Source organism: Agrobacterium sp. YIC 4121 (assembly GCF_002008205.1).
Taxonomy (GTDB): domain Bacteria; phylum Pseudomonadota; class Alphaproteobacteria; order Rhizobiales; family Rhizobiaceae; genus Agrobacterium; species Agrobacterium leguminum.
On the sequence record NZ_MRDI01000003.1, the window covers coordinates 397672 to 423340 of the forward strand.

Consider the following 25669-nt stretch of genomic DNA (forward strand, 5'->3'; position numbering starts at 1 on the left):
ACTATTGAGAAAATGGACCTTCGCAGCGGGAAGTAATGGCGTTCTCATCCAACGTTTTTCGTCCCACCGCCCGAGGTTTATAGCGTCCCCAGTGCGCAAAATTATAGGCCTTCCCATGCTCGCAAATTGCCCGAACCGCGGTAGAGTGATGCGTTTATCGAAAATTGGCAAGCAAAAGTTTTCACGGGCTTTTTGTCAGATAAAAAACCTGCGGTAGAATAAGATTGCGCAATCGCATATTTTTTCCGCAGAAGCGACAGTTGATGAAATAATTGCCGTTTACCGCAGGATTTCACGGCAAAATTTGAATGCCCTATCTGGATTTACGGCGGAACGAGAAAAATAAGTTCTTTTTGCGTCAGGCCGCTCCAGCCATGGATTTTTGTCGTTTGCGCGTCAATTCCGGCACCAGTTCCACGATCAGGATCGCGACGAATATGATCAGGCAGCCGATATAGCCGGCGCTTGAGATGGTTTCCTTCAGGAAGACCGAAGCCAGCAAAGCGCCGAAAAGAGCTTCCGAAGACAGGAATATCGCGGCCTGCGGGGCGGTGGTGTAACGCTGGCCGATGACCTGCAGCACGAAGGCGAGGCCGGAGGAGACGAGGCCGACATAGAGGATTTCCGCCAGCGACGCCTCGATGGAGGCCATGCTGATCGGTTCGAACACGACACCGATCATGCAACTAAGAAGGGAGCAAACGGCGAACTGGGTGCAGGAAAGCGCCAGCGGCCTTCCGCTTTCGGAGACGAAGCGCCCGGCAAGCGTGATCTGGATCGCCCAGAAGAAGGCGCAGATGATGCTGAGAATATCGCCAGTGGTCAGCGCCTCGAACGCGCCTCCGGAGAGCAGGAATATGCCGCCCAGCATCATCAGCGCGCATGGCCAGACGATCCAATGGGGGTGACGACGGTAAAGCACGACGGCGATCACCGGTACGAAGATGACGTAAAGCCCGGTCAGGAAGCTGGAATTGGTGACAGTCGTGGTCAGGAGCCCGACCTGCTGGGTGGTGGCGCCGCCGAACAGGGCCAGACCCACGAGGATGAAGCTGCCGATTTCGCGCCGGCGCGGCGGCGATTTCAGCGACCGTGTTTCCATGAGCGCGAAGGGCAGCACGGCGATGGCGGCGATGGCGAAACGCAGGCCGACGAACCAGAACGGGCCGATAGAGGCCATGGCGGAGGATTGCGCGACAAAGCCGCCTCCCCAGATTGCTGCGGCGAGCAGAAGCAGCATATTGGCCTGAATACGCGTCATTGTTGGCACCAGCACGGCAGGGCCGGAAGATCATTCAGTCGCGGCCGTGGCAATTCGGGGATTTTTGAAATATCGATCCGCGATGCGGATGACTGTTTCCGGGTGCTTTAGCAGCAACCTGCCGATGCCGCAAGTCGAGGGAAGGGCCGCTCATTTGTAGCGGCGGGCCTCGTCCTTCAGGCTGCGCCGGGTGAGCGTCAGGCCGCCAATGCCGAGGCCAATGAAGGCCGCGGCCGAAAGGACGATGAGCAGGATGTGGGGACTCGCTTTCGTCGTCGCTGCCACCTGCGGAATGGCGGAAGTATGCAGGGTATCGACCGCCTGGGCAGCCGCATTGGCCGAGGTTGCGATGCCGGCGGCCATGGTGACGATGACAAGAAACGCCGCAACGGCCATCCAGAGGGAAAACAGCGTTCTCTGCGCCCTTAACCTTTCAACGGAAGTCCGATCGTTGGTAAACATGGCTGTCGCCTCTTGTCCCTGTTCTTAAAGGATAAAAGAGGCTTCGAAATGGACGGCTTGGAGACCGAATTCTGGCGTTCCGCGGCATTTATTGCGGCAATATTGTGGCAAAGCCGGTTAGGAGAGCCGTTTGGGCGGATTTGGCGTCAGAGGCCGCGTTTTCCGAAGGTCCGGGTCTGGCGCAGCGGGTGCGGATCGGCGGGGCGTTCTTCCCGGAAAAATGCCGGTGGCGCAGGGCCTCTTTCCGTCCTTGAGGGGGCGAAATATTCACTACCGAGTTCCGGGAAACGTGTGTCGAAACTAGTCGGGGCAAGTTCTGGCTTTGCCAGCACGTAGCCCTGCATCAAGAAGACGCCGAGTTCTTCGCACAGATCGACCTGCCATGCAGCTTCCAGTCCTTCGAAGACCGGCTCTATGCCATCGGCGCGAAACTGGCTGACGATGACGCGCAGAAGGGCAGCGCCCGCCGAATTCTGCATGAAATCGCGCACCCAGCCGGCTTCGAATTTCACATAGTCCGGCTTGATGAGCTTCACCCGGTCGATGTCGGAATCGCCCGCGCCATAATCATCGAGCGCCACGCGAAAGCCGATATCGTGCATGTGGTACGCGAAGTCGGCGACCATCTGCGTATCGGAGGCTTTTTTCTCGGATATTTCGCAGACGATGCGATCCGCCGTCATGCCGGCTTCGTGGGCGGCAAGACGCATGCGCTCCACTTCCTGGCGCATCTTGGCCGGAGTCTGGAACAGCCCCGGATGGAAATTGACGAAGATGCGGGCGCGGGACCGGTTGAGCCGGCCGGTGTTGAGAATGTGGATCGTGCGCAGGATGCTGTCGATATTTTCGATATCTTCCGGCGCGACCAGCGAGAAGAATTCGCCCGGCGTCACCGGCTCGCCATTGCGATGGGGACGCACCAGACCCTCAAAGGAATCGATGTCGAGAATACCGCTCGCCGTGCGGCGGAAAATGGGCTGCAGGGCCGATTTCAGGTTGAAGGTGCTATAGGCCGTGGACCATGTGCCATCGACCTCGCGGACAAGACTGGAAAAGATGCTTTTGAGCGCCATTTTTCAACCAGCTATAGAGACACGACCTCTAGGCTCGCGAATGTAGCGTATCAAGCGTTACTTCCGGGTTAAGGAAGGTTTAAATTCTGCGATGCAGCACATAAGCCGGCTTTTGACCTTGAAAGAAGGCCTGTCTTTCGACATAGAAAATGCCGCAGATGACGATTTTTCCAACCTCTGCCGATGTCAACCCCAATAGGACCGATTAAAAATGGCCTTCCTTGCCGACATTCTCTCCCGCGTAAAGCCATCCGCCACCATCGCCGTTACCCAGAAAGCCCGTGAGCTGAAAGCGAAGGGCCGCGATGTGATCAGCCTTGGCGCCGGCGAGCCGGATTTCGATACGCCCGAAAATATCAAGGAAGCGGCCATCGACGCCATCAAGCGCGGCGAAACGAAATACACGCCGGTTTCGGGTATTCCGGAACTGCGCAAGGCGATTGCCGACAAGTTCAAGCGTGAAAACGGGCTGGACTACAAGCCGGAGCAGACGATTGTCGGCACGGGCGGCAAGCAGATCCTCTTCAACGCCTTCATGGCCACGCTGAACCCGGGCGATGAAGTCATCATTCCGGCGCCCTACTGGGTCAGCTATCCGGAAATGGTGGCGATCTGCGGCGGCACGCCGGTTTTCGTCGACGCCACGCTGGAAGACAATTTCAAGCTGAAGCCGGAAGCGCTGGAAAAGGCGATCACGCCGAAGACCAAGTGGTTCGTGTTCAACTCGCCGTCCAACCCGTCGGGCGCCGCCTATTCGCACGACGAGCTGAAGGCGCTGACCGATGTGCTGGTCAAGCATCCGCATGTCTGGGTGCTGACGGACGACATGTATGAGCACCTGACCTATGGCGATTTCAAATTCGTCACGCCGGTCGAAGTGGAGCCTTCGCTCTATGACCGCACGCTGACGATGAACGGCGTCTCCAAGGCCTATGCCATGACCGGCTGGCGTATCGGTTACGCTGCCGGCCCGCTGCCGCTGATCAAGGCCATGGACATGATCCAGGGCCAGCAGACCTCGGGCGCAAGCTCGATTGCGCAATGGGCCGCTGTCGAAGCCTTGAACGGCACGCAGGATTTCATTCCGGCCAACAAGAAAATCTTCGAAGGCCGTCGTGACCTCGTCGTCTCCATGCTCAACCAGGCGAAGGGCATCAGCTGCCCGGCTCCGGAAGGCGCATTCTACGTTTATCCGTCCTGCGCCGGCCTGATCGGCAAGACCGCTCCCTCGGGCAAGGTCATCGAGACGGATACGGATTTCGTTTCCGAGCTTCTGGAAGCCGAAGGCGTCGCCGTCGTGCAGGGATCGGCTTTCGGCCTCGGCCCGAACTTCCGCATTTCCTACGCCACGTCGGAAGCGCTGCTGGAAGAAGCCTGCAAGCGCATCCAGCGCTTCTGCGCCGATTGCCGCTGATCGGTTGTGATCTCAAATGAAGAAGCCCGGCAGCGATGCCGGGCTTTTTTCGTTTTGGTCAAAGCCCCAGAAACAGCAGCATGATGAAGGTGGCGAAGAGAATGAAATGCGTCATTCCTTCAATCGCGTTGGTCTCGCCGTCATTGAGATTGATGGCGGCGGCGATGAGGGTGATGAAGACCATCACGGTCTGAACCGGCGTCATTGCCATGATGAAGGGCTGGCCGGTATAAAGCGCGATACCCTCCATCACGGGCACGGTGAGGATGACCGTCGACAGCGATGCGCCCATGGCGATATTGACCACCGCCTGCATGCGGTTTCGCAAGGCGGACCGGAGCGCGGTGAGGATTTCCGGCGATGCCGAGATCGTCGCCACCACCACCGCCATCAGCGCCGGCGGCGCGCTGGTGCCCTCGAGGCTCTCGCTTAAGAAGGCCGACATGAATTCCGCCAGCACGCCGATCAGCACCACGCCGGCGATGATGAGGCCGATGGAGAGCGGTACGCTGCCTTCGTCCTCCTCTTCCGCATGGCCGTCCGATGCCTGTCCGGCTGGATGCGACTTGCGGGGATAGGCATAGCTGAAGAAATAGCTGTGCGGGCCGACCTGCATTTTGAGGAACAGGGCATAAAGCGCGATCATCGCGACGATGGTGAAGGCGGAGTAGACATGCCAGCTTTCATTGGGGATGAATTCCGGCACGATCATCGAAATACCCATGGCGGTGAGGATCATCACGCCATAGGTCTTGCCGGAATCGTCATTATAGGGCTGCTCGCCGTGGCGAAGACCGCCGAGCAGCGCCGCGAGACCGAGAATGCCGTTGATGTCGATCATCACGGCGGAATAGATCGTATCGCGCACCAGAGTGGGCGAACTGGATTCGCTCATGATGATGGCGAGGATCAGCACTTCCACCGCGACGGCCGACAGCGTCAGGATCATGGTGCCGTAAGGGTCGCCGACCTTGGTGGCGAGGATTTCGGCGTGATGGGCAACCCGCATCGAGACGAGGACGATGAGCCCGATCAGCGCGACTGCGGCGATGAGCGCCGCCGTTTTTCCGGCTTCGAATATTGCATGTTCGGCCAGATAGGCGACGATTGCCGCCGGTATCGCCAGCAGCAGCATGCGCTCCTGTTTCAGAATAGAACCCGCCATCGATTTCCCTTCCCCCTGATCGGCTCAGGCTGTGACGTATCGTCCCCCAGATCAAGCAGGATTTGCGCTTGAATGCTTTTGGTAGGATAGTGGTGTTGCAGGACATGCTGCTCATGCCGCGGTGTCCCATAGGGTGCAATGCTTGAAACGCGGTTGTGGTTGCCATGTCGCCTACCGAAGCAGGAGGACCATGCATGACCAAAGTGGTATATGAAATTGTCGAACATGACGGAGGCTTCGCCTACCGCATGAACGGCGCTTATTCCGAAACATTCCCTTCTTATGCGGATGCCGTCGAAGCTGCGCGCATCGTCGCCGCCGAACAGCAGGTGGGGGGCGATGACGAGGAAATCAGCTATCAGGATGAGAGCGGCCACTGGCATGAAGAATACAGCCAGGGCGGCGACCGGCCGGAAGCCGAGGTGGTCGACAAGACGACGCAGCAGGCCAGACCGTTTTGATCACCGATCCGTGGATTTCCAGCAAAGCCGGGATCACTTTGCCGGGAGTTGTTCGGCATTAGCGCCGTTTCGGCGGTGCGCCCGGATCGGTTTCTTTAAGATGCCCCTTGAGGCCTTCGACGAGGGCGCTGAACACGGCACGACATCGCGGCGAGGTCTTGAGATTTTCATGCATCGCGACCCAGGTGTGGAGCGGGATGTCGATTTTCGGAAGAACCTGAACGAGCCGGGGGTCCTTGCGCGCCAGACCGATCTGACAGACGCCGATGCCTGCGCTGGCGCGGATCATGGCAAGCTGGGCGAGATTGCTGTCGGCGCGGATTTCAAAGGAAATTTCCTCAATATCGGGTATGTCCGGATCGAGCGAGCGCATGCGCTGGATGGCCGCCCGAATGAAAGGTGTCTTGCGGTCGAAGCCGACCATCCGGTGATGGTTCAGATCTTCCATGCTCTTCGGGGTGCCGGCTCTTGCCAGATAGTCGCGCGTCGCATGAAATCCCAGACGGAAATTGCCGATATAACGCATGACGATCGCATCCTGCTGCGGTTCGGTCATGCGAATGGCGATATCCGCCTCGCGCCTTAAAAGGTCTTCCAGCGTATCGGAGAGCGAAAGCTCGATTTCAAGCCGTGGGTGAACCTCCTGCATGGCCGTGATGATCGGCGGCAGCATTTCCACGCCGATGATGTCGGATGCGCTGATGCGCACCGTGCCTTCGATCTTGCCGACTTCGCCGGAGGCCGCGCGCATGAGGGCGGCGGTGGTTGCCGCGAGATTTTCCGCATAGGGGCGGAGCGCAAGCGCCGCTTCCGTCGGCATCAAGCCATGCGGCGAGCGGATGAACAGCGGAAAGCCGACGGCCTCTTCCAGCGCGCCGATATGACGTCCCGCCGTCGGCTGGGTGATGCCAAGCTCGCGGGCGGCGGCGGACAGCGAACCGTCGCTCAGCACGCTGAGGAAGGTGCGATAGAAATCCCAGCTGATGTCACGGTTTCTCGTCATAAGATTTTGTATAGCTGCTCCACTCATTTCGATAATTTCGTATACCGCGGAACGGGACGATACTCCAGCCCACAACAAGGAGTACGGCGATGATATATGAAAACAACGCAAATACAGCGCGGAATGAACGGCCTCTGGCCCTGATTTTGGGGGTGAATGGCGGTGTCGGCAGCCAGGTCTCCAGAATGCTGCAGCAACGGGGATGGCGGGTGAGGGCGATGACGCGCCAGCGGACGTCAACGGGCGCTACGGATGGTGTCGAACGTGTGACCGGCGACGCCATGAACCGGCAGGATGTGATGGATGCGGCAAAAGGCGTGAGCCTCATCGTCCATGCGGTCAATCCTCCCGGATATCGCAATTGGGAAAGCCAGGTGCTGCCGATGCTCGACAATACTATTGCCGCCGCCGAGGCCTGCGGGGCGAGGATCGTCTTTCCGGGCAGCGTCTATAATTTCGGCCCGGACGCCTTTCCGCTTCTGACGGAAGACAGCCCGCAAAAGCCTTTTACCCGCAAGGGCGCATTGCGTGTGGAGATGGAGCGGCGGCTGAAAATGGCGTCCATGCGCGGCGTGCCGGTGCTGATCGTCCGCGGCGGGGATTTCTTTGGGCCGGATGCGAGAAACAACTGGTTTTCGCAGATGCTGGTGAAGCCCGGAGAGCCGGTCCGGAGTGTCCAGAATCCCGCCGCACCCTATGCCGGGCATCAATGGGCCTATCTGCCGGATGTCGCGGAGACCATTGGCCGGCTGCTGGACCGCGCAGGCGAGCTTCCGGCTTTCGCCGTCTATCACATGGAAGGTTTCTGGGATTTCGACGGGCTGCAATTGGTTGAAGCCATCGAGCGGGTTGTCGGGCGTCTGGTCAAGAGGCGGCAGCTATCCTGGTTGGGCATCAAATTGGCCGCTCCCTTCGTTCCCCTGTTCCGCGAAGTGCTGGAAATGCAATATCTCTGGCAGATGCCGATCCGGATGAGCAATCGCAGGCTGACGGATTTTCTCGGAACGGAACCCAGAACACCGCTCGACATCGCGGTAGCGACGACGCTTGCGAGCCTCGGCTGCCTTGAGCAGAGGCCGCAGCCGTCGAGCCTTTCTCATCCGGCCGATGCCGGGGGCAGGGTGTGATGGCCACGATTGCGAATGGGATGTCGGCGAGGCGTCGCGTGTTTGCCGTGATTTCGGCAAGCGTGCCGGTGCTGATCTTCGCGCAGGTGCTGCTGGCCGGGCTGTCGATCTATTACGATGGATCGCTGCTTTCGCTGCACAAGGGGCTCGGCTTTCTGATCGCCGTTCCGATCCTGTCGCTGGCGGTTCTCGCTTCTCTATATGACGATCTGCGGCCGAACCTTGCACGCACGCTGGTCCTGCTTGGTCTCTACTGTCTTCAGGTGGCCCTTATGAGCATCGGACGGGAAACGGGCAATGGCTTCATGCAGGCGCTGCATGTGCCCAACGCCTTCGTCATGGGCGCGTTTTCCGATTTTGCCGCGCGGCAGGCGCGAAGCCTGCGCTGAAAGAAAACGCCGCACTGCTTTGGGGCAGTGCGGTGTCTTTGCTTTATCCCTTATCAGGCAAGCGCCGGATAGTCGGTGTAACCTTCAGCTCCGCCGCCATAGAAGGTCGGCTGGTTCGGCTCGTTGAGCGGCGCGTCATTTTTCAGGCGGCGCACCAGATCCGGATTGGCGATGAAGGCCTTGCCGAAGGCCACGGCATCCACCTTGCCGCTTTCGACGGCCTCGATGGCGCTCTCACGGTCGTAGCCATTATTGGCGATCCACAGACCCTTGCCGCCGGCATTGCGATAAGCGGCCTTGAAGGCGGCATAATCGAAAGGTTTGTCGCCCTGCTTGAAATCGCGCGGGCCGCCGGTTGCACCTTCAACGACATGGATGAAGGCGAGATTGCGCTTGCCGAGCTGTTCCACCACGTAATTATAAAGCGGCTGCGGATCGGCTTCGAAAATGTCGTTGGCGGGCGTGACGGGTGAGAGGCGGATACCGGTACGGCCTGCGCCGATCTCTTCCGCCACGGCATCGACAACTTCGAGCAGGAAGCGGGCCCGGTTTTCGATGGAGCCCCCATAATCATCCGTGCGCTGGTTAGTGCTGGATTTCAGGAACTGCTCGATCAGGTAGCCATTGGCGGCATGGATTTCGACACCGTCGAAACCGGCTTCCAGTGCTGCGCGCGCGCCGCTGCGGTAATCCTCGAGAATGAGGCCGATATCGTCGATGGTGAGCGCGCGGGGCTCGGAGGTTTCGGCAAAGGCGCCGGTGCCGTCATCATTGATGATATAGGTCTTCGACTTGGCCGGAATGGCGGAAGGCGCGACCGGCTGGCCGCCATGTGGCTGCAGCGAGGTGTGGGAAATGCGGCCCACATGCCAGATCTGCGCGACGATCTTGCCACCGGCAGAATGCACGCTATCCGTCACCTGTTTCCAGCCCGCGATTGCTTCCCGCTTGTAGAGGCCGGGAACGTCAGCGTAACCCTGACCCTGCTGGGAAATCGGCGTGCCTTCCGTGACGATCAGCCCGGCCGTGGCGCGCTGCTCGTAATAGGTGGCGTTGAGGTTGTTGGGAATGGCGCCCGGCGAACGGTTGCGGGTGAGGGGGGCCATGACGATACGGTTGGCGAGTGCGATATCGCCGGCCTGTGCCGGTTCGAAAAGACTGGTCATGCGACTTCACTTTCTGGTCGGTTGGCGAAATTGCGCGGGGGACGCGCTGTCTTTCTGTCTGGGTGCCGGAATGAAAACCGCCTTGCGGTTTCCGGTCCGACACCCCGAGGCTCAAAGCTTGGGAGGCTCAGAGATTGGTTTGCAGATAATTGCGGAAGGCGTCGATGGTTTCCTCGTTGCGTTCGAAAAACACCCATTGCCCGACCTTTTTCGACCTTATCAGGCCGGCTGCCTGCAACACCGCCAGATGCGACGAGACGGTGGATTGCGACAGGCCGCTGATCTGAAACTGGTTGGCGCATACACCCATGCTGAGGGGATGCTCCTGACAGAAGTGACTTTCCGGAGACTTCAGCCATTCCAGGAATTTCAGCCTTGCGGGGTGCGAAAGGGCTTTGAGGATTTCCTCCGGGTTCATCGGTGCTTCTTCAATATCTGCCATGTCCGATATTTATATCGATCATTGTCGATATACAAGTCACGTCTCTGTGAGGATCGAGGGGGGCGCGGGCATGCATTTCCAAAAAAGAAGGCCGCTGGATATCTCCGCGGCCTGATAAGTTTGAAGGTCAAAACCTCCAGAGGGGAACAGCTGCCGCGTGCCTTGAGCGAGCGTGACAGCTGACTAAGATATGGGTGTGGGAATAATGCAAAACAAGGTTGCATCATGCGATATTTCGCCAATTCGGAGAAAATTCTTGCGGGTAAAAAAAGAGGGCCGCCGGATGGATCCAGGGCCCTTTAAGTGTGAAGGTCAAAAACCTCCAGAGGGGAACAGCTGATGCGGTGGAACTGGGAGGAAAAGCCACCGTGTGCATCAGCTGAGAGCGATATGGTGCTTTTTTGTGCACGAAACAACTCTTTTTTGTGCAGGTCAGGCATGCGCAACACGCAGCCCTCGATATTTCCGGTATATTTTATGTGCAATGCTCCCGGGCGGCGCAGGCGCGCCGCTCGAGTATTTCGTAAGATAAGTGATTGAAATTTAAAGACTATAACCGAGCGCCGATTATTTTAACGTCAGAAGTTCCAGTTCCGCGCCTTTGCCACGATGAAGTCGCGGAAGGCTTTCAGCTTTGCAGCGTTTTTCATCTCGTCGGGATAGCAGAAATAGGTATCGAAGGACGGAATATCGGCGGCGAGCGATAGCTGGATAAGGCCCGGATCGCGGCCGACGATATAATCCGGCAAGCAGGCAATACCGATTCCCAGCAGGCAGGCGCGCTTGATCGAGGTCTGGCTGTTGATCTGTAGGTGTGGTGTACGCGTGTTGTCGGATGAGCGTCCGGCGTTCTCCAGCCAGTTGACGTCCAGCAGATAGTTGGGCGCCGGTTCGCCGAAGGAGATGATGCGGTGATTGTCGAGATCCTCGATCGACTGCGGCTCACCATGGCGGTTGATATAGGACGGCGCGGCGTAGACGTGCATGTGCACCGTGAACAACTTGCGCTGAATGAGGTCCGACTGCTGCGGCTGGCGCAGGCGGATGGCGCAATCGGCGTGACGCATGTTCACGTCCAGCTCCTCATTGTCGAGGATGAGCTGTATCGACATTTCCGGATAGAGCTGCAGGAATTCCTGCACCTTGTCCGTCAGCCAGCCCTGGCCGAGACCGACGGTCGTCGTCACGCGCAGCTTGCCGCTCGGCTTCTCCGTCGTTTCGGTGAGCTGCATCTTGACGGTTTCGAGCTTCAGCAGCACGTCATGGGCGGTGCGGTACAGCAACTCGCCCTGTTCCGTGAGGATGAGACCGCGGGCGTGGCGATGGAACAGCTTGACGCCGACATCCTGCTCCAGCGCGCTGACCTGACGGCTAATGGCCGACTGGGACAAATGCAGCTTGTCGGCAGCATGGGTGAAAGACCCTGCTTCGGCTGCGGCATGAAAAATGCGCAGTTTATCCCAGTCCAATGGCATTGCCATGCCTATCCTGCCTTTCGGTTATTCCGCTGCGACAGCAAGCGGTTGATGCGCGGTGAGATAACGTTCCGCTTCCAGCGCGGCCATGCAGCCCATGCCGGCGGCGGTGATCGCCTGACGGTAGATGTCGTCGGTGACGTCGCCAGCCGCGAAAATGCCTTCCACGTCGGTCGCCGTGGAATCGGGGGCGGTCCACATGTAGCCGTTGTCTTTCAGCTTCACCTTGCCCTTGAACAGCTCGACTGCCGGCGCATGGCCGATGGCGACAAAGACGCCGTCGATGGGGAATTCGCTGATCGTGCCGGTCTTGGTGTCACGCAGCTTCACACCGGAGACGGAAGGCGGCATTGGCGGCTTTGCGGGTGCACCGGTAATTTCGGCGATTTCCGTGTTCCAGAGAATCTTGACGTTTTCCTTGGCGAACAGCCGTTCCTGCAGGATTTTTTCCGAGCGGAAGCTATCGCGACGGTGAACGACGGTGACCGATTTGGCGATATGGGCGAGGTACAGCGCTTCTTCCACGGCGGAGTTGCCGCCGCCGACCACGATCACATCCTTGTTGCGATAGAAGAAACCGTCGCAGGTGGCGCAGGCGGAAACGCCGAAGCCCTGAAAATGCTGCTCGCTCTCAATGCCGAGCCACTTGGCCTTGGCGCCGGTGGCGATGATCAGCGTATCGGCGGTCCAGACCTGACCGGAATCGGTCTTGACCACGAAAGGCCGAACATTGGTTTCAACTTCGGTGACGAGGTCGCTGACGATTTCCGCGCCCACATGCGTCGCCTGCTTCAGCATCTGGTCCATCAGCCACGGACCCTGGATCGGATCGGCAAAGCCCGGATAGTTCTCGACATCGGTGGTGATCATCAGCTGGCCGCCCTGTTCCATGCCGGCGATCAGCACGGGTTTCAGCATTGCGCGGGCCGCGTAGATCGCCGCGGTATAACCGGCGGGGCCGGAGCCGATGATCAATACCTTGGTGTGGCGGGCAGACATGGAAACGTTCCTTTCAATAGCGGGGCCTCTCGGTAGCAGTGACTTTCGGCACCAGAACCCTCCGGCCGCAAGACGGCGGACAGGCCGCAACCCCTTCGTTGCCCGGTATTTAAGGTTGTCTAGTGTCTTTATTCAAGGGCAGCCTTGCGTTACCAACAAGGCAGTTGTGGATGCGCGCGCAATTTTGTGACCGGGCGGTGGCATAATGTTGCGAATCCCGCGCTGAATAGTACAAGGAAGTTCCACAGCTTAACGAGGTACTCCTCCGTGACCAGCGTCGAACTCGATGCCATCGATCTGAAAATCCTGCGCGAATTGCAGCGCGACGGGCGCATGACCAATGTGGAACTGGCCGAAAGGGTCGGAATTTCCGCGCCGCCCTGCCTCCGGCGCGTCCGCAAGCTGGAAGAGGCGGGCGTGATCGAGGGTTATCACGCCATGTTGAACGCGCCGAAGCTCGGTTTCGATCTCGTCGCCTTCTGCATGGTTGGTCTCAAGCGCCAGTCGGACAGCAATCTGAAGGCTTTTGCGGCGGCAACGGCCGGCTGGTCGCTGGTGCGTCAGGCCTGGATGGTGTCGGGCGAAAGCGACTTTCTGCTACATTGCGTGGCCAAAAACCTGACGGAATTTCAGGATTTCGTCATCGAGGTTCTGACGGCGGACGAAAATGTCGATACGGTGCGCACCATGCTCACCATCCGGCAGGTCAAGCGCGTCGGTCTCGTGGAAATCTGAGCGGCAGGCTTCGTTACTGCCTTAAGACGCGTTACCCGCGCCGCAAAGCTTCATAGACTTCGCCGAGACTCGTAGCCTCTTTATCAAGCGGGAATGTGCTGCGCACATGCGCGAGACCGGCACGGGCATGGCTCTCGGCCAGAGCAGGGTCGGCAAGATAGGTCCTTATCGCATCCCTGAGCGATGCATAGTCACCCGCCTCAACGACTGCGCCGGTTTCACCCCTGACGATCATTTCCTCATAGGCGCCGGCAGTGCTGGTGACGACGGCCGTTTCCGATGCCATGGCCTCGAGCGGCGTCAAGCCGAAACCTTCGTTGCGGGATGGGGCGACATAGAGCGTCAGCCGCCGGTACCACGGCTTGATGTCGTCCACCTCACCCTGAAACACAATGCGATCCGAAAGGCCGGCAGCCTTGACATCGGCCTCGAGTGCCTCGGCAAAAGCTTTATGTTCCGCCGTTACCCGGCCGGAAACAATGGCTGTCCATTGCGGATGGGCGGGCAAAAGCTCGATCATGGCGCGCACGAAGAGATCGGTGCCCTTCTGGTGGCGCACCCGTCCAAAGCAGCCGATGAGATATTGTCCCGGCAGGCCGGTTGCCGCGATTGTGTCTTCCGGGCCGGTTGCCGGATGGAACAGGTCGGTATCGACGCCATGCATGACAACGCGATGGGGTACTTCCAGAAACGAGCCGGAGCGGGTGCTGGTCGCGACCACGGCGTCCATCTTCGAAATCAGAAACCGTGTATAGGCGGAATGCCGCCTCTGTGCGGCCGAGGTGAACAGCAGCTTCACCTTCATGCGCAGCACGTCACGCATGAAAAGACCCGGCAACATTTCGAGGTTGCGACGGGCATGCCAGATACGCGGGCCACCCTGCGGGCCGTTTTGCCAGAGCCGCCAGAGATCGCGGAAGCGCACATGCGGCAGATGCGGCGGCAGGCCGGGGCCGATGACGGCCACCTTCTGTCCCAGCCGGTTCTGCACCGGAATAAGTTGAACGATGGTGGAGGTGACGCCGGAGAGCCTGCGTTTGAAGTTCGGCGCAAGCACCTGCACATCTTTCAGACTGACGTGGGACAAGATGGGCTTCCGTCTTTGCGGCTAATTCGGGGGATTGAAGACGTCAAGAAAAGCAATGCGCCCGCATGGGGCGCATTGCATGTGAGGGGATCAGCCCCACTGAACCGCGAGAATCTCGTAGCCCTTGGCACCGCCAGGCGCGTTGACTTCGATGCTGTCGCCGACTTCCTTGCCGATCAGGGCGCGGGCGATGGGCGAGGAGATGGAGATGCGGCCAGCCTTCACATCGGCTTCCTGATCGCCAACGATCTGATAGGTCTTTTCCTCGTCGCTATCCTCATCCACCAGCTTGACGGTGGCGCCGAACTTGATCTTCGAGCCCGACATCTTGGAGAGATCGATGACTTCCGCACGTGCGGTCAGGTCTTCGAGTTCGGTGATGCGGCCTTCATTGTGGCTCTGTGCTTCCTTGGCAGCATGGTACTCGGCGTTTTCCGAAAGGTCGCCATGGGCGCGCGCTTCCGCAATCGCCTCGATGATACGGGGGCGTTCCTCCTGCTGGCGCCAGCGCAGCTCCTCCTGCAGCTTGACGAATCCACCCTGAGTCATCGGTACTTTTTCTACCATTTTTTTATCCTTCGCATTCCGGTCGCTTTACTTGCAGACACAAAAAGAAACAGGTTCCGGAGGGGAACTCCGGAACCATGCCAAAATCATAACTGAGCCGACTATATCAGAAGACGACAGCGAAATGCCAGCAAATTTGAGGCGTACATATTTTCTCACGTAATCAATGCGTTACCTTATGTCATTGACATTTGTCTGTGGAACATATAGTGAACATACCCATGAAGAAGTCCATCAGGCAACGGCTGGCCATTCTCTCCGACGCGGCGAAATACGATGCTTCCTGCGCATCCAGCGGCACGACAAAACGCAACTCCGCAGCATCGGGCGGTCTGGGCTCCACGGAAGGGTCGGGCATCTGCCATGCCTATGCGCCGGACGGGCGATGCATTTCGCTTTTGAAAATCCTGCTCACCAATTTCTGTATCTATGATTGCGCCTATTGCATCAACCGCTCCTCCAGCAATGTCGAGCGGGCACGGTTCACGCCGGAAGAGGTGGTTTGGCTGACGCTGGAGTTTTACAGGCGCAACTATATCGAGGGGCTGTTCCTGTCCTCCGGCATCATCCGCTCTTCCGATCATACGATGGAGGAGATGGTGCGCGTGGCGCGGGAGTTGCGGGTTACCCATGGTTTTCGTGGGTATATTCACCTGAAATCCATTCCCGAAGCATCGCCCAGGCTCATTGAGGAGGCAGGGCTTTATGCGGATCGGCTCTCGATCAATATCGAATTGCCGACCGATAGCGGCATTGGCCGTTTCGCGCCGGAAAAGCAGCCCGTCAATATTCGCCGCTCCATGGCCGATATCCGCCTGAAGATCGAGGAGGCGGGAGAGCCTACCGTCCGGACACGCAAAACCAGGCGCTTTGCGCCGGCCGGACAGAGCACGCAGATGATCGTGGGGGCGGATGGCGCTGACGATAGCACCATTCTCTCCACCAGCGCCCGGCTTTATGGCAGCTACGGTTTGCGGCGCGTCTATTATTCGGCCTTCAGCCCCATTCCCGATTCGTCGAAAAACCTGCCGCTCGTCAAGCCGCCGCTGATGCGGGAACACCGGCTTTATCAGGCCGACTGGCTGTATCGCTTTTATGGCTTCGATATCAGCGAGATAACGGCGATCGGCGGCGACGGCATGCTTGATCTCGATATCGACCCGAAACTCGCCTGGGCGCTGAAACATCGCGACCGTTTCCCGGTGGACGTCAATGCGGCGGATCGGGAAATGCTGCTGCGTGTGCCCGGTTTCGGCACCAAGACGGTGGCCTCCGTCCTCTCGTCGCGGCGGTTCCGGCGGCTGCGGCTGGAGGATATCGCGCGTTTCGGCGTTTCCCTGAAAAAGGTGAAGGCTTTCATCGTCGCCGAGGGCTGGACGCCGGGCAAGCTGACCGAGCGGCCGGATTTGCGGGCGATGTTTGCGCCGCAGCCCGAACAATTGTCGCTGTTGTGATGTATGGCCCGGTTCTCGAAGGGCGGGGCGATTTCGGCGAGTGGCGCGATGCCGCGCGTGCGGCCCTTGCCGCCGATATTCCGCCGGAGACGATTGACTGGCGGTTGCGGGATGACGGGGCAGGGCTGCTGGATTTCGCCGGCGAGCCATTGCCGACGGTCGATGCCGGCAATGGGCAGGTTTCCGTTCCGGCCTCGTTCGTGGCGCTGGCGCAGGCCGTCATCTGCCATGGCGATCCCGGCCGGTTTGCGTTGCTTTACCGGTTATTGTGGCGGCTGAAGCGGGATCGCGCCCTGTTGCAGTTCAAGTCCGATCCGGATGTTGCAGAGGCCCGCTTGCTCGAGAAATCGGTGCGCCGGGATTGTCACAAGATGACGGCCTTCGTCCGTTTCAAGGAATTGCCCTTGCCGCAGGGGCAGGGCGGGCGACGGCGGTTCATGGCCTGGTTCGAGCCGGATCATTTCATCGTCGAGCGAACGGCAGCGTTTTTCCAGCGACGGTTTACCGATATGGACTGGCTGATCGCCACGCCGAAAGGGTCCGCCCGATGGGACGGAAGCGAGCTGCAAAGCTCACGGGAGGCGGCGGCGAAGCCTGATCTGACGGACGAGACGGATGAACTCTGGCGGACCTATTATGCCAATATATTCAATCCGGCGCGCCTCAAGATCAAAGCCATGACGGCGGAGATGCCGAAGAAATACTGGAAGAACCTGCCGGAAGCCGATCTCATTCCCGGTCTCGTTCTCGGTGCCGAGGCGCGGGTGCTGGAGATGGCCGCCAGGGCGGCAAGCCAGCCGCAGCCCTTTCACCATCGCCTGCAGGCTGCGGCCGCTGCCCGGGAGACGACGCAACCCGTGCCGGAGGGCACGCTCGCGTCGCTGGCGCGGGAGGCTGCCCACTGTACCCGCTGTCCCCTGCATTGCAGCGCCACGCAAACGGTTTTCGGTTCGGGGCCGGAGGATGCGGAAATCATGATCGTTGGCGAACAGCCGGGCGATCACGAGGATCTCGCCGGCAAGCCTTTTGTCGGTCCGGCCGGCCAGCTTTTCGACCGGACTCTTGCCGATGCCGGTATCGAGCGCAAAAAGCTTTATGTCACCAATGCTGTCAAACACTTCAAATATGAAACGCGCGGCAAACGGCGCATCCATCAGCGGCCGAATGCGGGGGAAGTGGAGCAATGCCGCTGGTGGCTCAATCAGGAAATCGCGCTCGTCCGGCCAAAGCTGATCGTTGCCATGGGCGCAACGGCGCTTTATGCGCTGACCGGCGGCAAGGAAAAGCTTTCGGAGATTCGGAGCCGTCCTCTGCCGATGGAGGAAGGCCGAACGCTTTTTGTCACCGTGCATCCGTCCTACCTCCTGCGCCTTGCCAATGCGCAGGTGAAAGAGGCGGAAACGATGCGGTTCAAGAAGGATATAAGTTTTATTAGAACATTCGAATAAAATTCCATTTGCGCGCTGGAGATTTATTCAATATTTGAGCCATAACTTGCAGTAGTATCATTTACTGATTATTTATCTGTTATTTTTATTGAAACTTTATACTTAATACTATAATTAAGTCCTCCGAATTTATTTACCGTATGGACAAATCATGTTGGGTGAACTCGACCTTGCGACAGTCATACTGATGCAAAAGTGTTCTTATATCGTTGGGCTTTTGAGTTTTATCTATCTGAAAATGACCAATCGCGGCTTGCGCGGTCCCATCCCCCTTGCGGCGGGTTTCGCCTCGATGACGATTGGTTCCACGCTTGCTGGTTATGGCGAATGGGGAATATTGTCGCCGGCCCTGTGGCGGCTCGGCAGTGTCGCTTTCGGTATTGTGGGTTACGCGCTGATCTGGCTCGGCTTGAAGGCGTTGAGCGACGGGCGTTCCGTCGACCGACGGACCGTATCCATTGTCTGCGTCATCTCCGTGCTGGCGATGGTTGTCGCCCAGCAGGTGGCGGAAAATAATGCGTATCGCGCGGCGCTCTTCAATGGCTGCGCATCGCTTGCCTATCTCGCCGGGGCATCGGTGCTTTTGGCCAGATGGCGCAGGGAGCCGCTGCTGTCTCGCCTGGCGCTGGGTGGCATCACCGGCGTCTCCGGTCTCATTTCGCTATCGGTGGTGAAAAGCGTGCTTTTGCCCGATTATGCCACTATCAATCTGGTCAATGCGTTTTTCTTGATCATCATGCTGAACTTCGCCATTGCCCTGTTCGTGATGATGTTCGTGGCCGAGCGGTCGGAGCGAAAACTGCTTGTTCTTGCGAATACCGACCCGCTGACGGGCGTCAAGAACCGGCGCTTCTTTTTCCAGACCATGCCTGCGACGCCCGATCCCACCGATGCGGCCATGTTGCTGGATATCGATCACTTCAAGTCGATCAACGACCGTTTCGGCCACGCCGTCGGCGATAGCGTGCTGCAGGAAGTGGCGAAGCGTATCGGCGGCAGCATCCGCAGCGGGGACGTGCTGGCGCGTTACGGCGGAGAGGAATTCATCATCTACCTGCCGGGCGCCGGCGTTCGCAAGGCCTGCATGATCGGCGAGCGCATTCGCGATGCGATTGCGGTAACCGAGGTCGATTGCGGCGGTCTGCGTGTCGGCGTCACCATCAGCATCGGCGTTGCCGCCACTGGCGAGATGCGCTGCGATCTCCAGACGCTCGCGGAAATGGCAGATCGCGCACTTTACCGCGCGAAGATGGAAGGGCGCAATTGCGTTCGGGAGGCGCAGGCGGCATAGGCGGGGCTGCGGGCTGTCGATTTTTCCGCAGGGCGGCACCGCATCGTCGTGTCGTGTAGCGTCGTTGTTGCCCTTCGGTCTAGAAGGGCGGCTTGTCTGCTTCATCCGCCGTGGCGCGGCGGGACAGGGCCTCTTTCAGAAGAACCTCGATCTGGGCATTGATGCTGCGCAACTCGCCGCTCGCGGTGTGCCGGATCATGTTCAATATTGCGGGTTCGATCCGCAGCGGAAAAGCCACCCGCTCCGGTCCCGGTGGACGTCCAGCCATGGTCAGTCCCTCAAGGTGCTTTGGCTTATCGGGGCCAGGTGTCCCCATCGCTGGGATACTATGGCGGGGTACCTCAGCATCTTCATGGAGCGTTTGACCGGAGCTTTGGCAACGGCGCGGCGAATGGATGCGGGCGATCCGCCATTGAGCAATAGGGACATCATGGGCCTCGTTCGAACCTGATGTTTTGATACCGGCAATGAATTGCAGCAGGATTACGCAATGCAAAACGCCGCGGGCATGGTGACCCGCGGCGTTTTGTTTTCATTCAGCGTTGGAACCTGCGGTTCCCGCAGCTTACTGGAAGTAGCTCTGCAGCGGCTTCACTTCCAGATTGCCGGCCTTCAGCGCCTTGATGGCAAGCGCTGCCGCTTCCGCGCCGGCCATCGTCGTGTAGTAAGGCACCTTCTGCATCAGCGTCGCGCGGCGCAGTGACTTCGAGTCAGAAATCGCCTTGTTGCTGTCGGTGGTGTTGATGACGAGCTGGACCTGACGGTTGCGGATGGCGTCTTCGATATGCGGACGGCCTTCCTGCACCTTGTTGATCTTTTCGGCGTTGATTCCCTTTTCGGCGAGGAAGCGCTGCGTGCCGCCGGTGGCCAGCACCTTGAAGCCGCTTTCCACGAGAATGCGGATGGCGGGCAGAACGCCTTCCTTGTCCTCGTCACGCACCGAGACGAAGACCGCACCGGAGCGGGGCAGGTCGACGCCGGCGCCGAGCTGGCTCTTGGCGAAGGCCAGCGCGAAATCGGTGTCGAGGCCGATGACTTCGCCGGTCGAGCGCATTTCCGGTCCGAGCAGAATGTCGACGCCGGGGAAGCGGGCGAAGGGGAAGACGGCTTCCTTGACGGCAATGTGCTTCAGGTTGCGCGGATCGGGCTTTTCGCCGTAAGCGGCAATCGCCGGATCGAGCTTCTCGCCGGCCATGACGCGGGCGGCGATCTTGGCGATCGGCGCGCCGATGGTCTTGGCGACGAAAGGCACGGTGCGCGAGGCGCGCGGATTGACTTCGAGAACGTAGATCATGCCGTCCTTGATGGCATATTGCACGTTCATCAGGCCGCCGACATTGAGCGCCTTGGCAAGCGCCGTCGTCTGGCGTTCCAACTCGTCGACGATTTCCTTCGACAGCGAACGGACCGGCAGCGAGCAGGCCGAGTCGCCCGAATGGATGCCGGCTTCTTCGATGTGCTCCATGATGCCCGACACGAAGACGCTTTCGCCGTCGCACAGCGCATCGACGTCCACTTCCACGGCGTTGGTCAGGTAGCTGTCGAACAGCAGCGGGTTCTTGCCGAGCAGGGTGTTGATCTGGCCGGTCTTGTCGTTCGGGTAACGCTGCTTGATGTCCTCGGGTACGAGGCCCGGAACCGTGTCGAGCAGATAGGTCTGGAGCTGGCCTTCCGAATGGATGATCTGCATGGCGCGGCCACCCAGAACGTAGGACGGGCGAACAACCAGCGGGAAGCCGATTTCAGACGCGACGAGGCGAGCCTGCTCGACCGAATAGGCAATGCCGTTGTTCGGCTGGGCAAGATCGAGCTTCATCAGCAGCTTCTGGAAGCGGTCGCGGTCTTCGGCAAGGTCGATCATGTCAGGCGCCGTGCCGAGGATCGGGATACCGTTCTTTTCCAGCGCTTCGGCGAGCTTCAGCGGGGTCTGGCCGCCGAACTGCACGATGACGCCGACCAACTCGCCCTTTTCCTGTTCGGCGCGCATGATCTCGATCACGTCTTCGGCCGTCAGCGGTTCGAAATAGAGGCGGTCGGAGGTGTCGTAGTCGGTGGAGACGGTTTCCGGGTTGCAGTTGATCATGATTGCTTCGAAACCGGCATCCTTCAGCGCGAAGGCGGCGTGGCAGCAGCAATAATCGAACTCGATGCCCTGGCCGATGCGGTTCGGACCGCCGCCAAGGATGACCACCTTCTTGCGGTCGGAAACCTGCGCTTCCGAGCGGGCTGCGCCGACGAAGGGAATTTCATAGGTCGAATACATGTAAGCGGTCGGCGAGGCGAATTCGGCCGCGCAGGTGTCGATGCGCTTGAAGACCGGACGAACATTCAGGCTGTTGCGCAGTTCGGCCACTTCCTTCGGACGCTTGGACGTCAGGCTGGCGAGGCGGGCGTCGGAGAAGCCCATGGCCTTCAGCATGCGCAGGTTTTCGGCATCCTGCGGCAGGCCATGCTCGCGGATGCGGGCTTCCATGTCGACGATGGCCTTGAACTGGGCGATGAACCAGGGGTCGATCTTCGAGTTTTCGTGGACTTCCTCTTCGCTCATGCCCATGCGCAGCGCCTGAGCGACCATGCGCAGGCGGTCCGGCGTCGGCGTGCCGATGGCGGCGCGGATGGCGTTCTTGGAGCCTTCGCCTTCCTCGTAACCGGGGATTTCGATTTCATCGAGACCGGTGAGGCCGGTTTCCATGCCGCGCAGCGCCTTCTGCAGCGATTCCGCGAAGGTGCGGCCGATGGCCATGACTTCGCCGACCGACTTCATGGCGGTGGTGAGGATCGGCGAAGCGCCGGGGAATTTCTCGAAGGCGAAACGCGGGATCTTGGTGACGACGTAGTCGATGGAAGGTTCGAACGAAGCAGGTGTCGCGCCGCCGGTGATGTCGTTTTCCAGCTCATCCAGCGTATAACCGATGGCGAGCTTGGCGGCGATCTTGGCGATCGGGAAGCCGGTGGCCTTGGAAGCGAGAGCGGACGAGCGCGACACGCGCGGGTTCATTTCGATGACGACGAGGCGGCCGTCCTTCGGGTTGACGGCGAACTGCACGTTCGAGCCGCCGGTTTCCACGCCGATCTCGCGCAGCACCGCAATCGAGGCGTTGCGCATGATCTGGTATTCCTTGTCGGTCAAGGTCAGCGCCGGCGCAACGGTGATCGAGTCACCCGTGTGGACGCCCATCGGATCGATGTTTTCGATGGAGCAGATGATGATGCAATTGTCCGCCTTGTCGCGGACGACTTCCATCTCATATTCCTTCCAGCCGAGAACCGATTCTTCGACCAGAACTTCCGTCGTCGGCGAGGCGTCGAGACCGCCCGAGACGATATCGAAGAATTCCGAGCGGTTATAGGCAATGCCCCCGCCGGTTCCGCCAAGCGTAAACGACGGGCGGATGATGGCCGGCAGGCCGACATGATCGATGGCCTGAGCGGCGATTGCCATGGCATGGGCCATATAGCGCTGCTTGCGGTCGGTTTCGCCGAGGTTCCACTGGTTTTCGAGATCGTCCAGCGCCTTGTCGAGATCGGGACCGGAAAGCTTGCCCTTCAGCTCGGTGCGGGCTGCCTCGTGCTTCTTGCGGTCGGCATCCTTGATTTCGGTGGCGTTGGCCAGCATGGAGCGCGGGGTTTCAAGGCCGATGCGGGCCATGGCTTCGCGGAAGAGAGCGCGGTCTTCGGCCATGTCGATGGCTTCCGGCTTTGCGCCGATCATTTCCACATTGTAACGGTCGAGAACGCCCATGCGCTTGAGAGAGAGCGCGGTGTTGAGCGCGGTCTGACCGCCCATGGTCGGAAGAAGCGCATCCGGACGTTCCTTGGCGATGATCTTTGCCACGACTTCGGGCGTGATCGGCTCGACGTAAGTGGCGTCGGCAAGGCCCGGATCGGTCATGATCGTCGCCGGGTTGGAGTTGACCAGGATGACCCGGTAACCCTCTTCCTTCAGCGCCTTGCAGGCCTGGGTGCCGGAATAGTCGAATTCACATGCCTGACCGATGACGATCGGTCCCGCGCCGATGATGAGGATGGACTTGATATCTTGGCGCTTCGGCATGGCTCTCTCGTTCCGCTTTTCGGTTGCGCAAAACACCGGCCAGGGTGAAGGATCACCGGTCGGGGGGCGCAATTCAAATGTTTTCAGGCTAGAAGCGGCTTATAGGCAAATGTTTTTGAGAACGGAACCCCATAAATTCCGGAATCGACAGAAACTCTTAACGGGCAGGGGCGTGTGCGGTGAAACGGGCCTGTACCGCAGCACTGTAAGAGCGGCTGACGGGGATTTCACTGCCGTCTCTGGTCATGACATGCAGACGGCCGGCCTGTTTGCGCAGGGAGACAAAGTCGGCATCGGCAATCCAGTGGGAACGATGCACCTGTAAACCCGCCGTCTGGCCGAGTTCTTTCAGCGCATCGGCAAAACGTAGCAGAACCAGCTGCTGCCCGCGCGTGGTGACGATTTGCGTGTAATGATCCTGGACCGATAGTCGCAGTAATTCTCCGCGCTTTTGCGGCGGCAATCGTTCCAGCAAGGGGATGATGCCTTTCACGTCCCTATCTGCATTTGCATTTGTGTCCGTTTCAGCGTCCGCCACCTTTTCGAAGGACTGGCGGGTCGTAAGGTAACTCAACAGGCAGAAGATCGCGCAGAGCGGCAGGGATGAGAGGCTGCTCTTCAGAACCGGCGTGAGACCCATCTCCTTGCCGTAGAAAATCTGATTGGTAATGGCGAGCAGTAGCCCGATCGGCAGTGCTGCCGTCAGCGAGCCGATCATCATGCGTGTCAGCATGTTGTCGATGTGGCCTGCAAGGATCGTCTTGGCGATGACCGAAAAGGAGATGGCGAGCATCCAGGCGCCCGCCTGAACGATTGTCCAGTAAAGCAGCCGGTCGGCGAAGCTCATGGTTTCGCTGGTCCCGAAAGGCCCGGTCAAGATGAAGATCGCCAGCACCGCAAGAAATGTCAGCCACAGCCTGCGCGATTGCAGCATGGCGTGCATTTCACGAAGCGTGAATTGCAGAGACGGGTGATCCACGAAGTTTTCCTGCTGATGGCGCCAATCCGTTTTTCTTCTCCGCATGTTTTGCCGAAATTGGCTTCGATTTCAACCGAACCGAAACAGCGCCCATGTCATTCCAGCCTTTGTTAGATGCACCGCTTGCCGTGCAGTTCCATGTCGCCACCGTCGTGCCCGCAGCCCTTCTTGGGGCCTTCATTTTCCTGCGCCCAAAGGGCACCGCCATTCACCGGCTGCTCGGCAAGATCTGGGTGGTGCTGATGGTCGCGACTGCGGCGTCTACCTTCTTCATCCATGAATTGAAGGTGTTTTATGGTTTCAGCCCGATCCATCTGCTTTCCATCTTCACCATCTACGGGTGTCTGCAATCGATCTATTTCGCGCGCCGCGGTGATATCAGACGCCATATGCGGATCATGCAGAGCGTTTATCTCGGCGGCATCGTGATTGCCGGAGGCTTCACCTTCGTTCCCGGCCGCATCATGCATGAGGTTGCTTTTGGTGATGGAAAAGCCGGTTTTGTGGCCCTTTCCGCCGGCGCACTGGTGTTCGTCTTCCTGTTTCTGACGGTATTGAAACAGCGACGCCGAACCGTCTGAAAGGTTCCTTTGGCCGCCTCTGCTTTCTTCCGGAACAAGATGTATTATAGTGCCGTTATAAGGCAGCTTGTTGAGGCGGAACCGCCGGGAGAAGAGCATGGAATGGAGAGGGCGTCGCCAGTCGGACAATATCGAGGATCGGCGCGGCATGTCGGCGGGATCGGGTGATCCTTTTTCCCGAGGCGGGATGCGCGTGCCAATCGGGCGTCGCGGCGGCGGTATCGGGATTGGCGGTCTTCTGGTCATTCTGTTGATCAGCTGGGTGCTCGGCATCAACCCGCTGACGCTGCTGACCGGCGGCGACCTGTCGATGGATGGCGGCGGTACGACGCAATCGGGGACCCAGCAGTCCGGCACGCGACCACAGGGACAATCGTCCGACGAGACGACCGCCTTCGTCCGCACCGTCCTTGCCGAGACGGAAGATACGTGGAGCGGCATTTTCCAGTCGGCCGGGGAGACCTATCAGAAGCCGACGCTGGTTCTGTTCTCCGGGCAGGTGTCTTCCGCCTGTGGTTATGCTTCCGCTGCCAGCGGTCCGTTCTATTGCCCGGGCGACCGCAAGGTCTATCTCGACACCAGCTTCTTCAAAGAACTCGACCAGCGTTTCGGCGCGGCCGGCGATTTCGCGCAAGCTTACGTGATTGCGCATGAGGTCGGCCACCACATCCAGAACCTGACCGGCGTTCTGCCGGAGTTCAACCGCCGCCGTCAGTCGATGAGCCAGACGGACGCCAACAAGATGTCGGTGCGCGTCGAGCTTCAGGCGGATTGTTATGCCGGCATCTGGGGCAAGTTCACCGAGCAGAAGGGTATTCTCGAAACCGGCGACCTCGAGGAAGCGCTGAACGCCGCCCACCAGATCGGCGACGATACGCTGCAGAAGCAGACCCAGGGCTATGTGGTGCCTGACAGTTTCAACCACGGCACCTCGGCACAGCGCGCGGAATGGTTCAAGCGCGGTTTCCAGAGCGGCCGTGTCGAAGATTGTGATACGTTCTCGGCGAATATCTGAGGAGAGGGGGCTTTTCAGCCC

The 25669-nt window shown here is 59.4% G+C and carries 24 protein-coding genes; 10 read left to right on the forward strand and 14 right to left on the reverse strand.

Translation table 11 applies throughout. The features are described 5' to 3' along the window. Positions 1-358: 358 nt before the first annotated feature. The 3 genes from BTE54_RS06205 to BTE54_RS06215 all read right to left on the reverse strand — a co-directional run bounded on the left by BTE54_RS06205 (position 359) and on the right by BTE54_RS06215 (position 2796). Positions 359-1261: a DMT family transporter gene (locus tag BTE54_RS06205; protein ID WP_035263654.1), complete on the reverse strand. Its 903-nt coding sequence runs from the start codon at positions 1259-1261 to the stop codon at positions 359-361. A gap of 150 nt (positions 1262-1411) precedes the next feature. After that, positions 1412-1723 (reverse strand): hypothetical protein, encoded by a 312-nt coding sequence (locus BTE54_RS06210; RefSeq protein WP_078051800.1) that lies wholly within the window; start codon positions 1721-1723, stop codon positions 1412-1414. 146 nt (positions 1724-1869) lie between these two features. Beyond that, a complete protein-coding gene (locus BTE54_RS06215; RefSeq protein WP_078051801.1) occupies positions 1870-2796 on the reverse strand; it encodes an EAL domain-containing protein in 927 nt (308 codons plus the stop codon). A 211-nt stretch (positions 2797-3007) separates the two neighbouring features. Between BTE54_RS06215 and BTE54_RS06220 the strand changes: the two genes are divergently transcribed. After that, on the forward strand, positions 3008-4210 hold the full coding sequence (locus tag BTE54_RS06220) for a pyridoxal phosphate-dependent aminotransferase (protein ID WP_003522859.1): 1203 nt from the start codon (positions 3008-3010) through the stop codon (positions 4208-4210). A 58-nt stretch (positions 4211-4268) separates the two neighbouring features. Here the strand turns inward: BTE54_RS06220 and BTE54_RS06225 are convergent, their stop codons facing one another. Continuing rightward, positions 4269-5375 carry a calcium:proton antiporter gene (locus BTE54_RS06225; RefSeq protein WP_078051802.1) on the reverse strand — a complete coding sequence of 369 codons (1107 nt, stop codon included), beginning with the start codon at positions 5373-5375 and terminating at the stop codon, positions 4269-4271. Between the two features lie 194 nt (positions 5376-5569). Between BTE54_RS06225 and BTE54_RS06235 the strand changes: the two genes are divergently transcribed. Then, positions 5570-5836 carry a DUF2188 domain-containing protein gene (locus BTE54_RS06235; protein WP_003522857.1) on the forward strand — a complete coding sequence of 89 codons (267 nt, stop codon included), beginning with the start codon at positions 5570-5572 and terminating at the stop codon, positions 5834-5836. A gap of 58 nt (positions 5837-5894) precedes the next feature. Here BTE54_RS06235 and BTE54_RS06240 read toward each other — a convergent pair whose 3' ends face one another. Then, positions 5895-6839, reverse strand: a complete 945-nt coding sequence (locus tag BTE54_RS06240; protein ID WP_003522856.1) for a LysR family transcriptional regulator — start codon at positions 6837-6839, stop codon at positions 5895-5897. Positions 6840-6928: 89 nt separating this feature from the next. Here BTE54_RS06240 and BTE54_RS06245 point away from each other — a divergent pair, with 89 nt between their 5' ends. Both BTE54_RS06245 and BTE54_RS06250 read left to right on the forward strand, forming a co-directional pair. Further along, positions 6929-7966 (forward strand): NAD-dependent epimerase/dehydratase family protein, encoded by a 1038-nt coding sequence (locus BTE54_RS06245; protein ID WP_078051803.1) that lies wholly within the window; start codon positions 6929-6931, stop codon positions 7964-7966. Next, positions 7966-8355 carry a DUF6220 domain-containing protein gene (locus tag BTE54_RS06250; protein ID WP_078051804.1) on the forward strand — a complete coding sequence of 130 codons (390 nt, stop codon included), beginning with the start codon at positions 7966-7968 and terminating at the stop codon, positions 8353-8355. Before BTE54_RS06245 ends, BTE54_RS06250 begins: the two co-directional genes overlap by 1 nt. 53 nt (positions 8356-8408) lie before the next feature. On the opposite strand, the gene BTE54_RS06255 is transcribed toward BTE54_RS06250, so the two are convergent. The 4 genes from BTE54_RS06255 to trxB all read right to left on the reverse strand — a co-directional run bounded on the left by BTE54_RS06255 (position 8409) and on the right by trxB (position 12437). Beyond that, entirely contained in the window at positions 8409-9521 is a 1113-nt protein-coding gene (locus BTE54_RS06255) for an alkene reductase (protein WP_065655738.1), read from the reverse strand. 127 nt (positions 9522-9648) lie between these two features. Next, the gene (locus BTE54_RS06260; RefSeq protein ID WP_065655739.1) at positions 9649-9939 is read right to left on the reverse strand and encodes a metalloregulator ArsR/SmtB family transcription factor; all 291 of its coding nucleotides are present in this window, start codon (positions 9937-9939) and stop codon (positions 9649-9651) included. A gap of 602 nt (positions 9940-10541) precedes the next feature. Continuing rightward, complete coding sequence (locus BTE54_RS06265) at positions 10542-11438, reverse strand: LysR family transcriptional regulator VtlR (protein WP_020011327.1); 897 nt, start codon at positions 11436-11438, stop codon at positions 10542-10544. Between the two features lie 24 nt (positions 11439-11462). Continuing rightward, entirely contained in the window at positions 11463-12437 is a 975-nt protein-coding gene (gene trxB, locus BTE54_RS06270) for a thioredoxin-disulfide reductase (RefSeq protein ID WP_003522850.1), read from the reverse strand. A 267-nt stretch (positions 12438-12704) separates the two neighbouring features. Between trxB and BTE54_RS06275 the strand changes: the two genes are divergently transcribed. Further along, entirely contained in the window at positions 12705-13172 is a 468-nt protein-coding gene (locus BTE54_RS06275; RefSeq protein WP_020811379.1) for an Lrp/AsnC family transcriptional regulator, read from the forward strand. 31 nt (positions 13173-13203) lie between these two features. On the opposite strand, the gene BTE54_RS06280 is transcribed toward BTE54_RS06275, so the two are convergent. Both BTE54_RS06280 and greA read right to left on the reverse strand, forming a co-directional pair. Continuing rightward, on the reverse strand, positions 13204-14259 hold the full coding sequence (locus BTE54_RS06280; RefSeq protein WP_078051806.1) for a glycosyltransferase family 4 protein: 1056 nt from the start codon (positions 14257-14259) through the stop codon (positions 13204-13206). A gap of 90 nt (positions 14260-14349) precedes the next feature. Next, entirely contained in the window at positions 14350-14826 is a 477-nt protein-coding gene (greA, locus tag BTE54_RS06285; RefSeq protein ID WP_003522847.1) for a transcription elongation factor GreA, read from the reverse strand. 221 nt (positions 14827-15047) lie between these two features. Here greA and BTE54_RS06290 point away from each other — a divergent pair, with 221 nt between their 5' ends. The 3 genes from BTE54_RS06290 to BTE54_RS06300 all read left to right on the forward strand — a co-directional run bounded on the left by BTE54_RS06290 (position 15048) and on the right by BTE54_RS06300 (position 19019). After that, positions 15048-16280, forward strand: coding sequence for a putative DNA modification/repair radical SAM protein (locus tag BTE54_RS06290; RefSeq protein WP_065655741.1), 1233 nt, complete (start codon positions 15048-15050; stop codon positions 16278-16280). Next, positions 16280-17728 carry a UdgX family uracil-DNA binding protein gene (locus BTE54_RS06295; protein WP_078051807.1) on the forward strand — a complete coding sequence of 483 codons (1449 nt, stop codon included), beginning with the start codon at positions 16280-16282 and terminating at the stop codon, positions 17726-17728. The genes BTE54_RS06290 and BTE54_RS06295 overlap by 1 nt, the downstream gene beginning before the upstream one ends. Positions 17729-17879: 151 nt before the next feature. Continuing rightward, on the forward strand, positions 17880-19019 hold the full coding sequence (locus BTE54_RS06300; RefSeq protein WP_078051808.1) for a GGDEF domain-containing protein: 1140 nt from the start codon (positions 17880-17882) through the stop codon (positions 19017-19019). A gap of 79 nt (positions 19020-19098) precedes the next feature. Here the strand turns inward: BTE54_RS06300 and BTE54_RS06305 are convergent, their stop codons facing one another. The 3 genes from BTE54_RS06305 to BTE54_RS06315 all read right to left on the reverse strand — a co-directional run bounded on the left by BTE54_RS06305 (position 19099) and on the right by BTE54_RS06315 (position 24097). Then, positions 19099-19287 carry a hypothetical protein gene (locus BTE54_RS06305; RefSeq protein WP_078051809.1) on the reverse strand — a complete coding sequence of 63 codons (189 nt, stop codon included), beginning with the start codon at positions 19285-19287 and terminating at the stop codon, positions 19099-19101. A gap of 297 nt (positions 19288-19584) precedes the next feature. Continuing rightward, a complete protein-coding gene (gene carB / locus BTE54_RS06310; RefSeq protein ID WP_078051810.1) occupies positions 19585-23073 on the reverse strand; it encodes a carbamoyl-phosphate synthase large subunit in 3489 nt (1162 codons plus the stop codon). Positions 23074-23230: 157 nt separating this feature from the next. After that, on the reverse strand, positions 23231-24097 hold the full coding sequence (locus BTE54_RS06315; RefSeq protein WP_162934103.1) for a LytTR family DNA-binding domain-containing protein: 867 nt from the start codon (positions 24095-24097) through the stop codon (positions 23231-23233). Between the two features lie 47 nt (positions 24098-24144). Between BTE54_RS06315 and BTE54_RS06320 the strand changes: the two genes are divergently transcribed. Together BTE54_RS06320 and BTE54_RS06325 are read left to right on the forward strand one after the other, a co-directional pair. After that, positions 24145-24633 (forward strand): DUF2306 domain-containing protein, encoded by a 489-nt coding sequence (locus BTE54_RS06320; protein WP_078051811.1) that lies wholly within the window; start codon positions 24145-24147, stop codon positions 24631-24633. A 97-nt stretch (positions 24634-24730) separates the two neighbouring features. Further along, a complete protein-coding gene (locus BTE54_RS06325) occupies positions 24731-25648 on the forward strand; it encodes a neutral zinc metallopeptidase (protein ID WP_078051812.1) in 918 nt (305 codons plus the stop codon). The last annotated feature ends 21 nt before the right edge of the window (positions 25649-25669 follow it).

What these genes read in the sequence shown, in the direction of transcription:
- BTE54_RS06205 (WP_035263654.1), bottom strand. Translation starts at nt 1,261, where the DNA reads ATGACGCGTATTCAGGCCAATATGCTGCTTCTGCTCGCCGCAGCAATC.
- BTE54_RS06210 (WP_078051800.1), bottom strand. Translation starts at nt 1,723, where the DNA reads ATGTTTACCAACGATCGGACTTCCGTTGAAAGGTTAAGGGCGCAGAGA.
- BTE54_RS06215 (WP_078051801.1), bottom strand. Translation starts at nt 2,796, where the DNA reads ATGGCGCTCAAAAGCATCTTTTCCAGTCTTGTCCGCGAGGTCGATGGC.
- BTE54_RS06220 (WP_003522859.1), top strand. Translation starts at nt 3,008, where the DNA reads ATGGCCTTCCTTGCCGACATTCTCTCCCGCGTAAAGCCATCCGCCACC.
- BTE54_RS06225 (WP_078051802.1), bottom strand. Translation starts at nt 5,375, where the DNA reads ATGGCGGGTTCTATTCTGAAACAGGAGCGCATGCTGCTGCTGGCGATA.
- BTE54_RS06235 (WP_003522857.1), top strand. Translation starts at nt 5,570, where the DNA reads ATGACCAAAGTGGTATATGAAATTGTCGAACATGACGGAGGCTTCGCC.
- BTE54_RS06240 (WP_003522856.1), bottom strand. Translation starts at nt 6,839, where the DNA reads ATGACGAGAAACCGTGACATCAGCTGGGATTTCTATCGCACCTTCCTC.
- BTE54_RS06245 (WP_078051803.1), top strand. Translation starts at nt 6,929, where the DNA reads ATGATATATGAAAACAACGCAAATACAGCGCGGAATGAACGGCCTCTG.
- BTE54_RS06250 (WP_078051804.1), top strand. Translation starts at nt 7,966, where the DNA reads ATGGCCACGATTGCGAATGGGATGTCGGCGAGGCGTCGCGTGTTTGCC.
- BTE54_RS06255 (WP_065655738.1), bottom strand. Translation starts at nt 9,521, where the DNA reads ATGACCAGTCTTTTCGAACCGGCACAGGCCGGCGATATCGCACTCGCC.
- BTE54_RS06260 (WP_065655739.1), bottom strand. Translation starts at nt 9,939, where the DNA reads ATGAACCCGGAGGAAATCCTCAAAGCCCTTTCGCACCCCGCAAGGCTG.
- BTE54_RS06265 (WP_020011327.1), bottom strand. Translation starts at nt 11,438, where the DNA reads ATGCCATTGGACTGGGATAAACTGCGCATTTTTCATGCCGCAGCCGAA.
- trxB (WP_003522850.1), bottom strand. Translation starts at nt 12,437, where the DNA reads ATGTCTGCCCGCCACACCAAGGTATTGATCATCGGCTCCGGCCCCGCC.
- greA (WP_003522847.1), bottom strand. Translation starts at nt 14,826, where the DNA reads ATGGTAGAAAAAGTACCGATGACTCAGGGTGGATTCGTCAAGCTGCAG.
- BTE54_RS06290 (WP_065655741.1), top strand. Translation starts at nt 15,048, where the DNA reads ATGAAGAAGTCCATCAGGCAACGGCTGGCCATTCTCTCCGACGCGGCG.
- BTE54_RS06295 (WP_078051807.1), top strand. Translation starts at nt 16,280, where the DNA reads ATGTATGGCCCGGTTCTCGAAGGGCGGGGCGATTTCGGCGAGTGGCGC.
- BTE54_RS06300 (WP_078051808.1), top strand. Translation starts at nt 17,880, where the DNA reads ATGTTGGGTGAACTCGACCTTGCGACAGTCATACTGATGCAAAAGTGT.
- BTE54_RS06305 (WP_078051809.1), bottom strand. Translation starts at nt 19,287, where the DNA reads ATGGCTGGACGTCCACCGGGACCGGAGCGGGTGGCTTTTCCGCTGCGG.
- carB (WP_078051810.1), bottom strand. Translation starts at nt 23,073, where the DNA reads ATGCCGAAGCGCCAAGATATCAAGTCCATCCTCATCATCGGCGCGGGA.
- BTE54_RS06315 (WP_162934103.1), bottom strand. Translation starts at nt 24,097, where the DNA reads ATGCGGAGAAGAAAAACGGATTGGCGCCATCAGCAGGAAAACTTCGTG.
- BTE54_RS06320 (WP_078051811.1), top strand. Translation starts at nt 24,145, where the DNA reads ATGTCATTCCAGCCTTTGTTAGATGCACCGCTTGCCGTGCAGTTCCAT.
- BTE54_RS06325 (WP_078051812.1), top strand. Translation starts at nt 24,731, where the DNA reads ATGGAATGGAGAGGGCGTCGCCAGTCGGACAATATCGAGGATCGGCGC.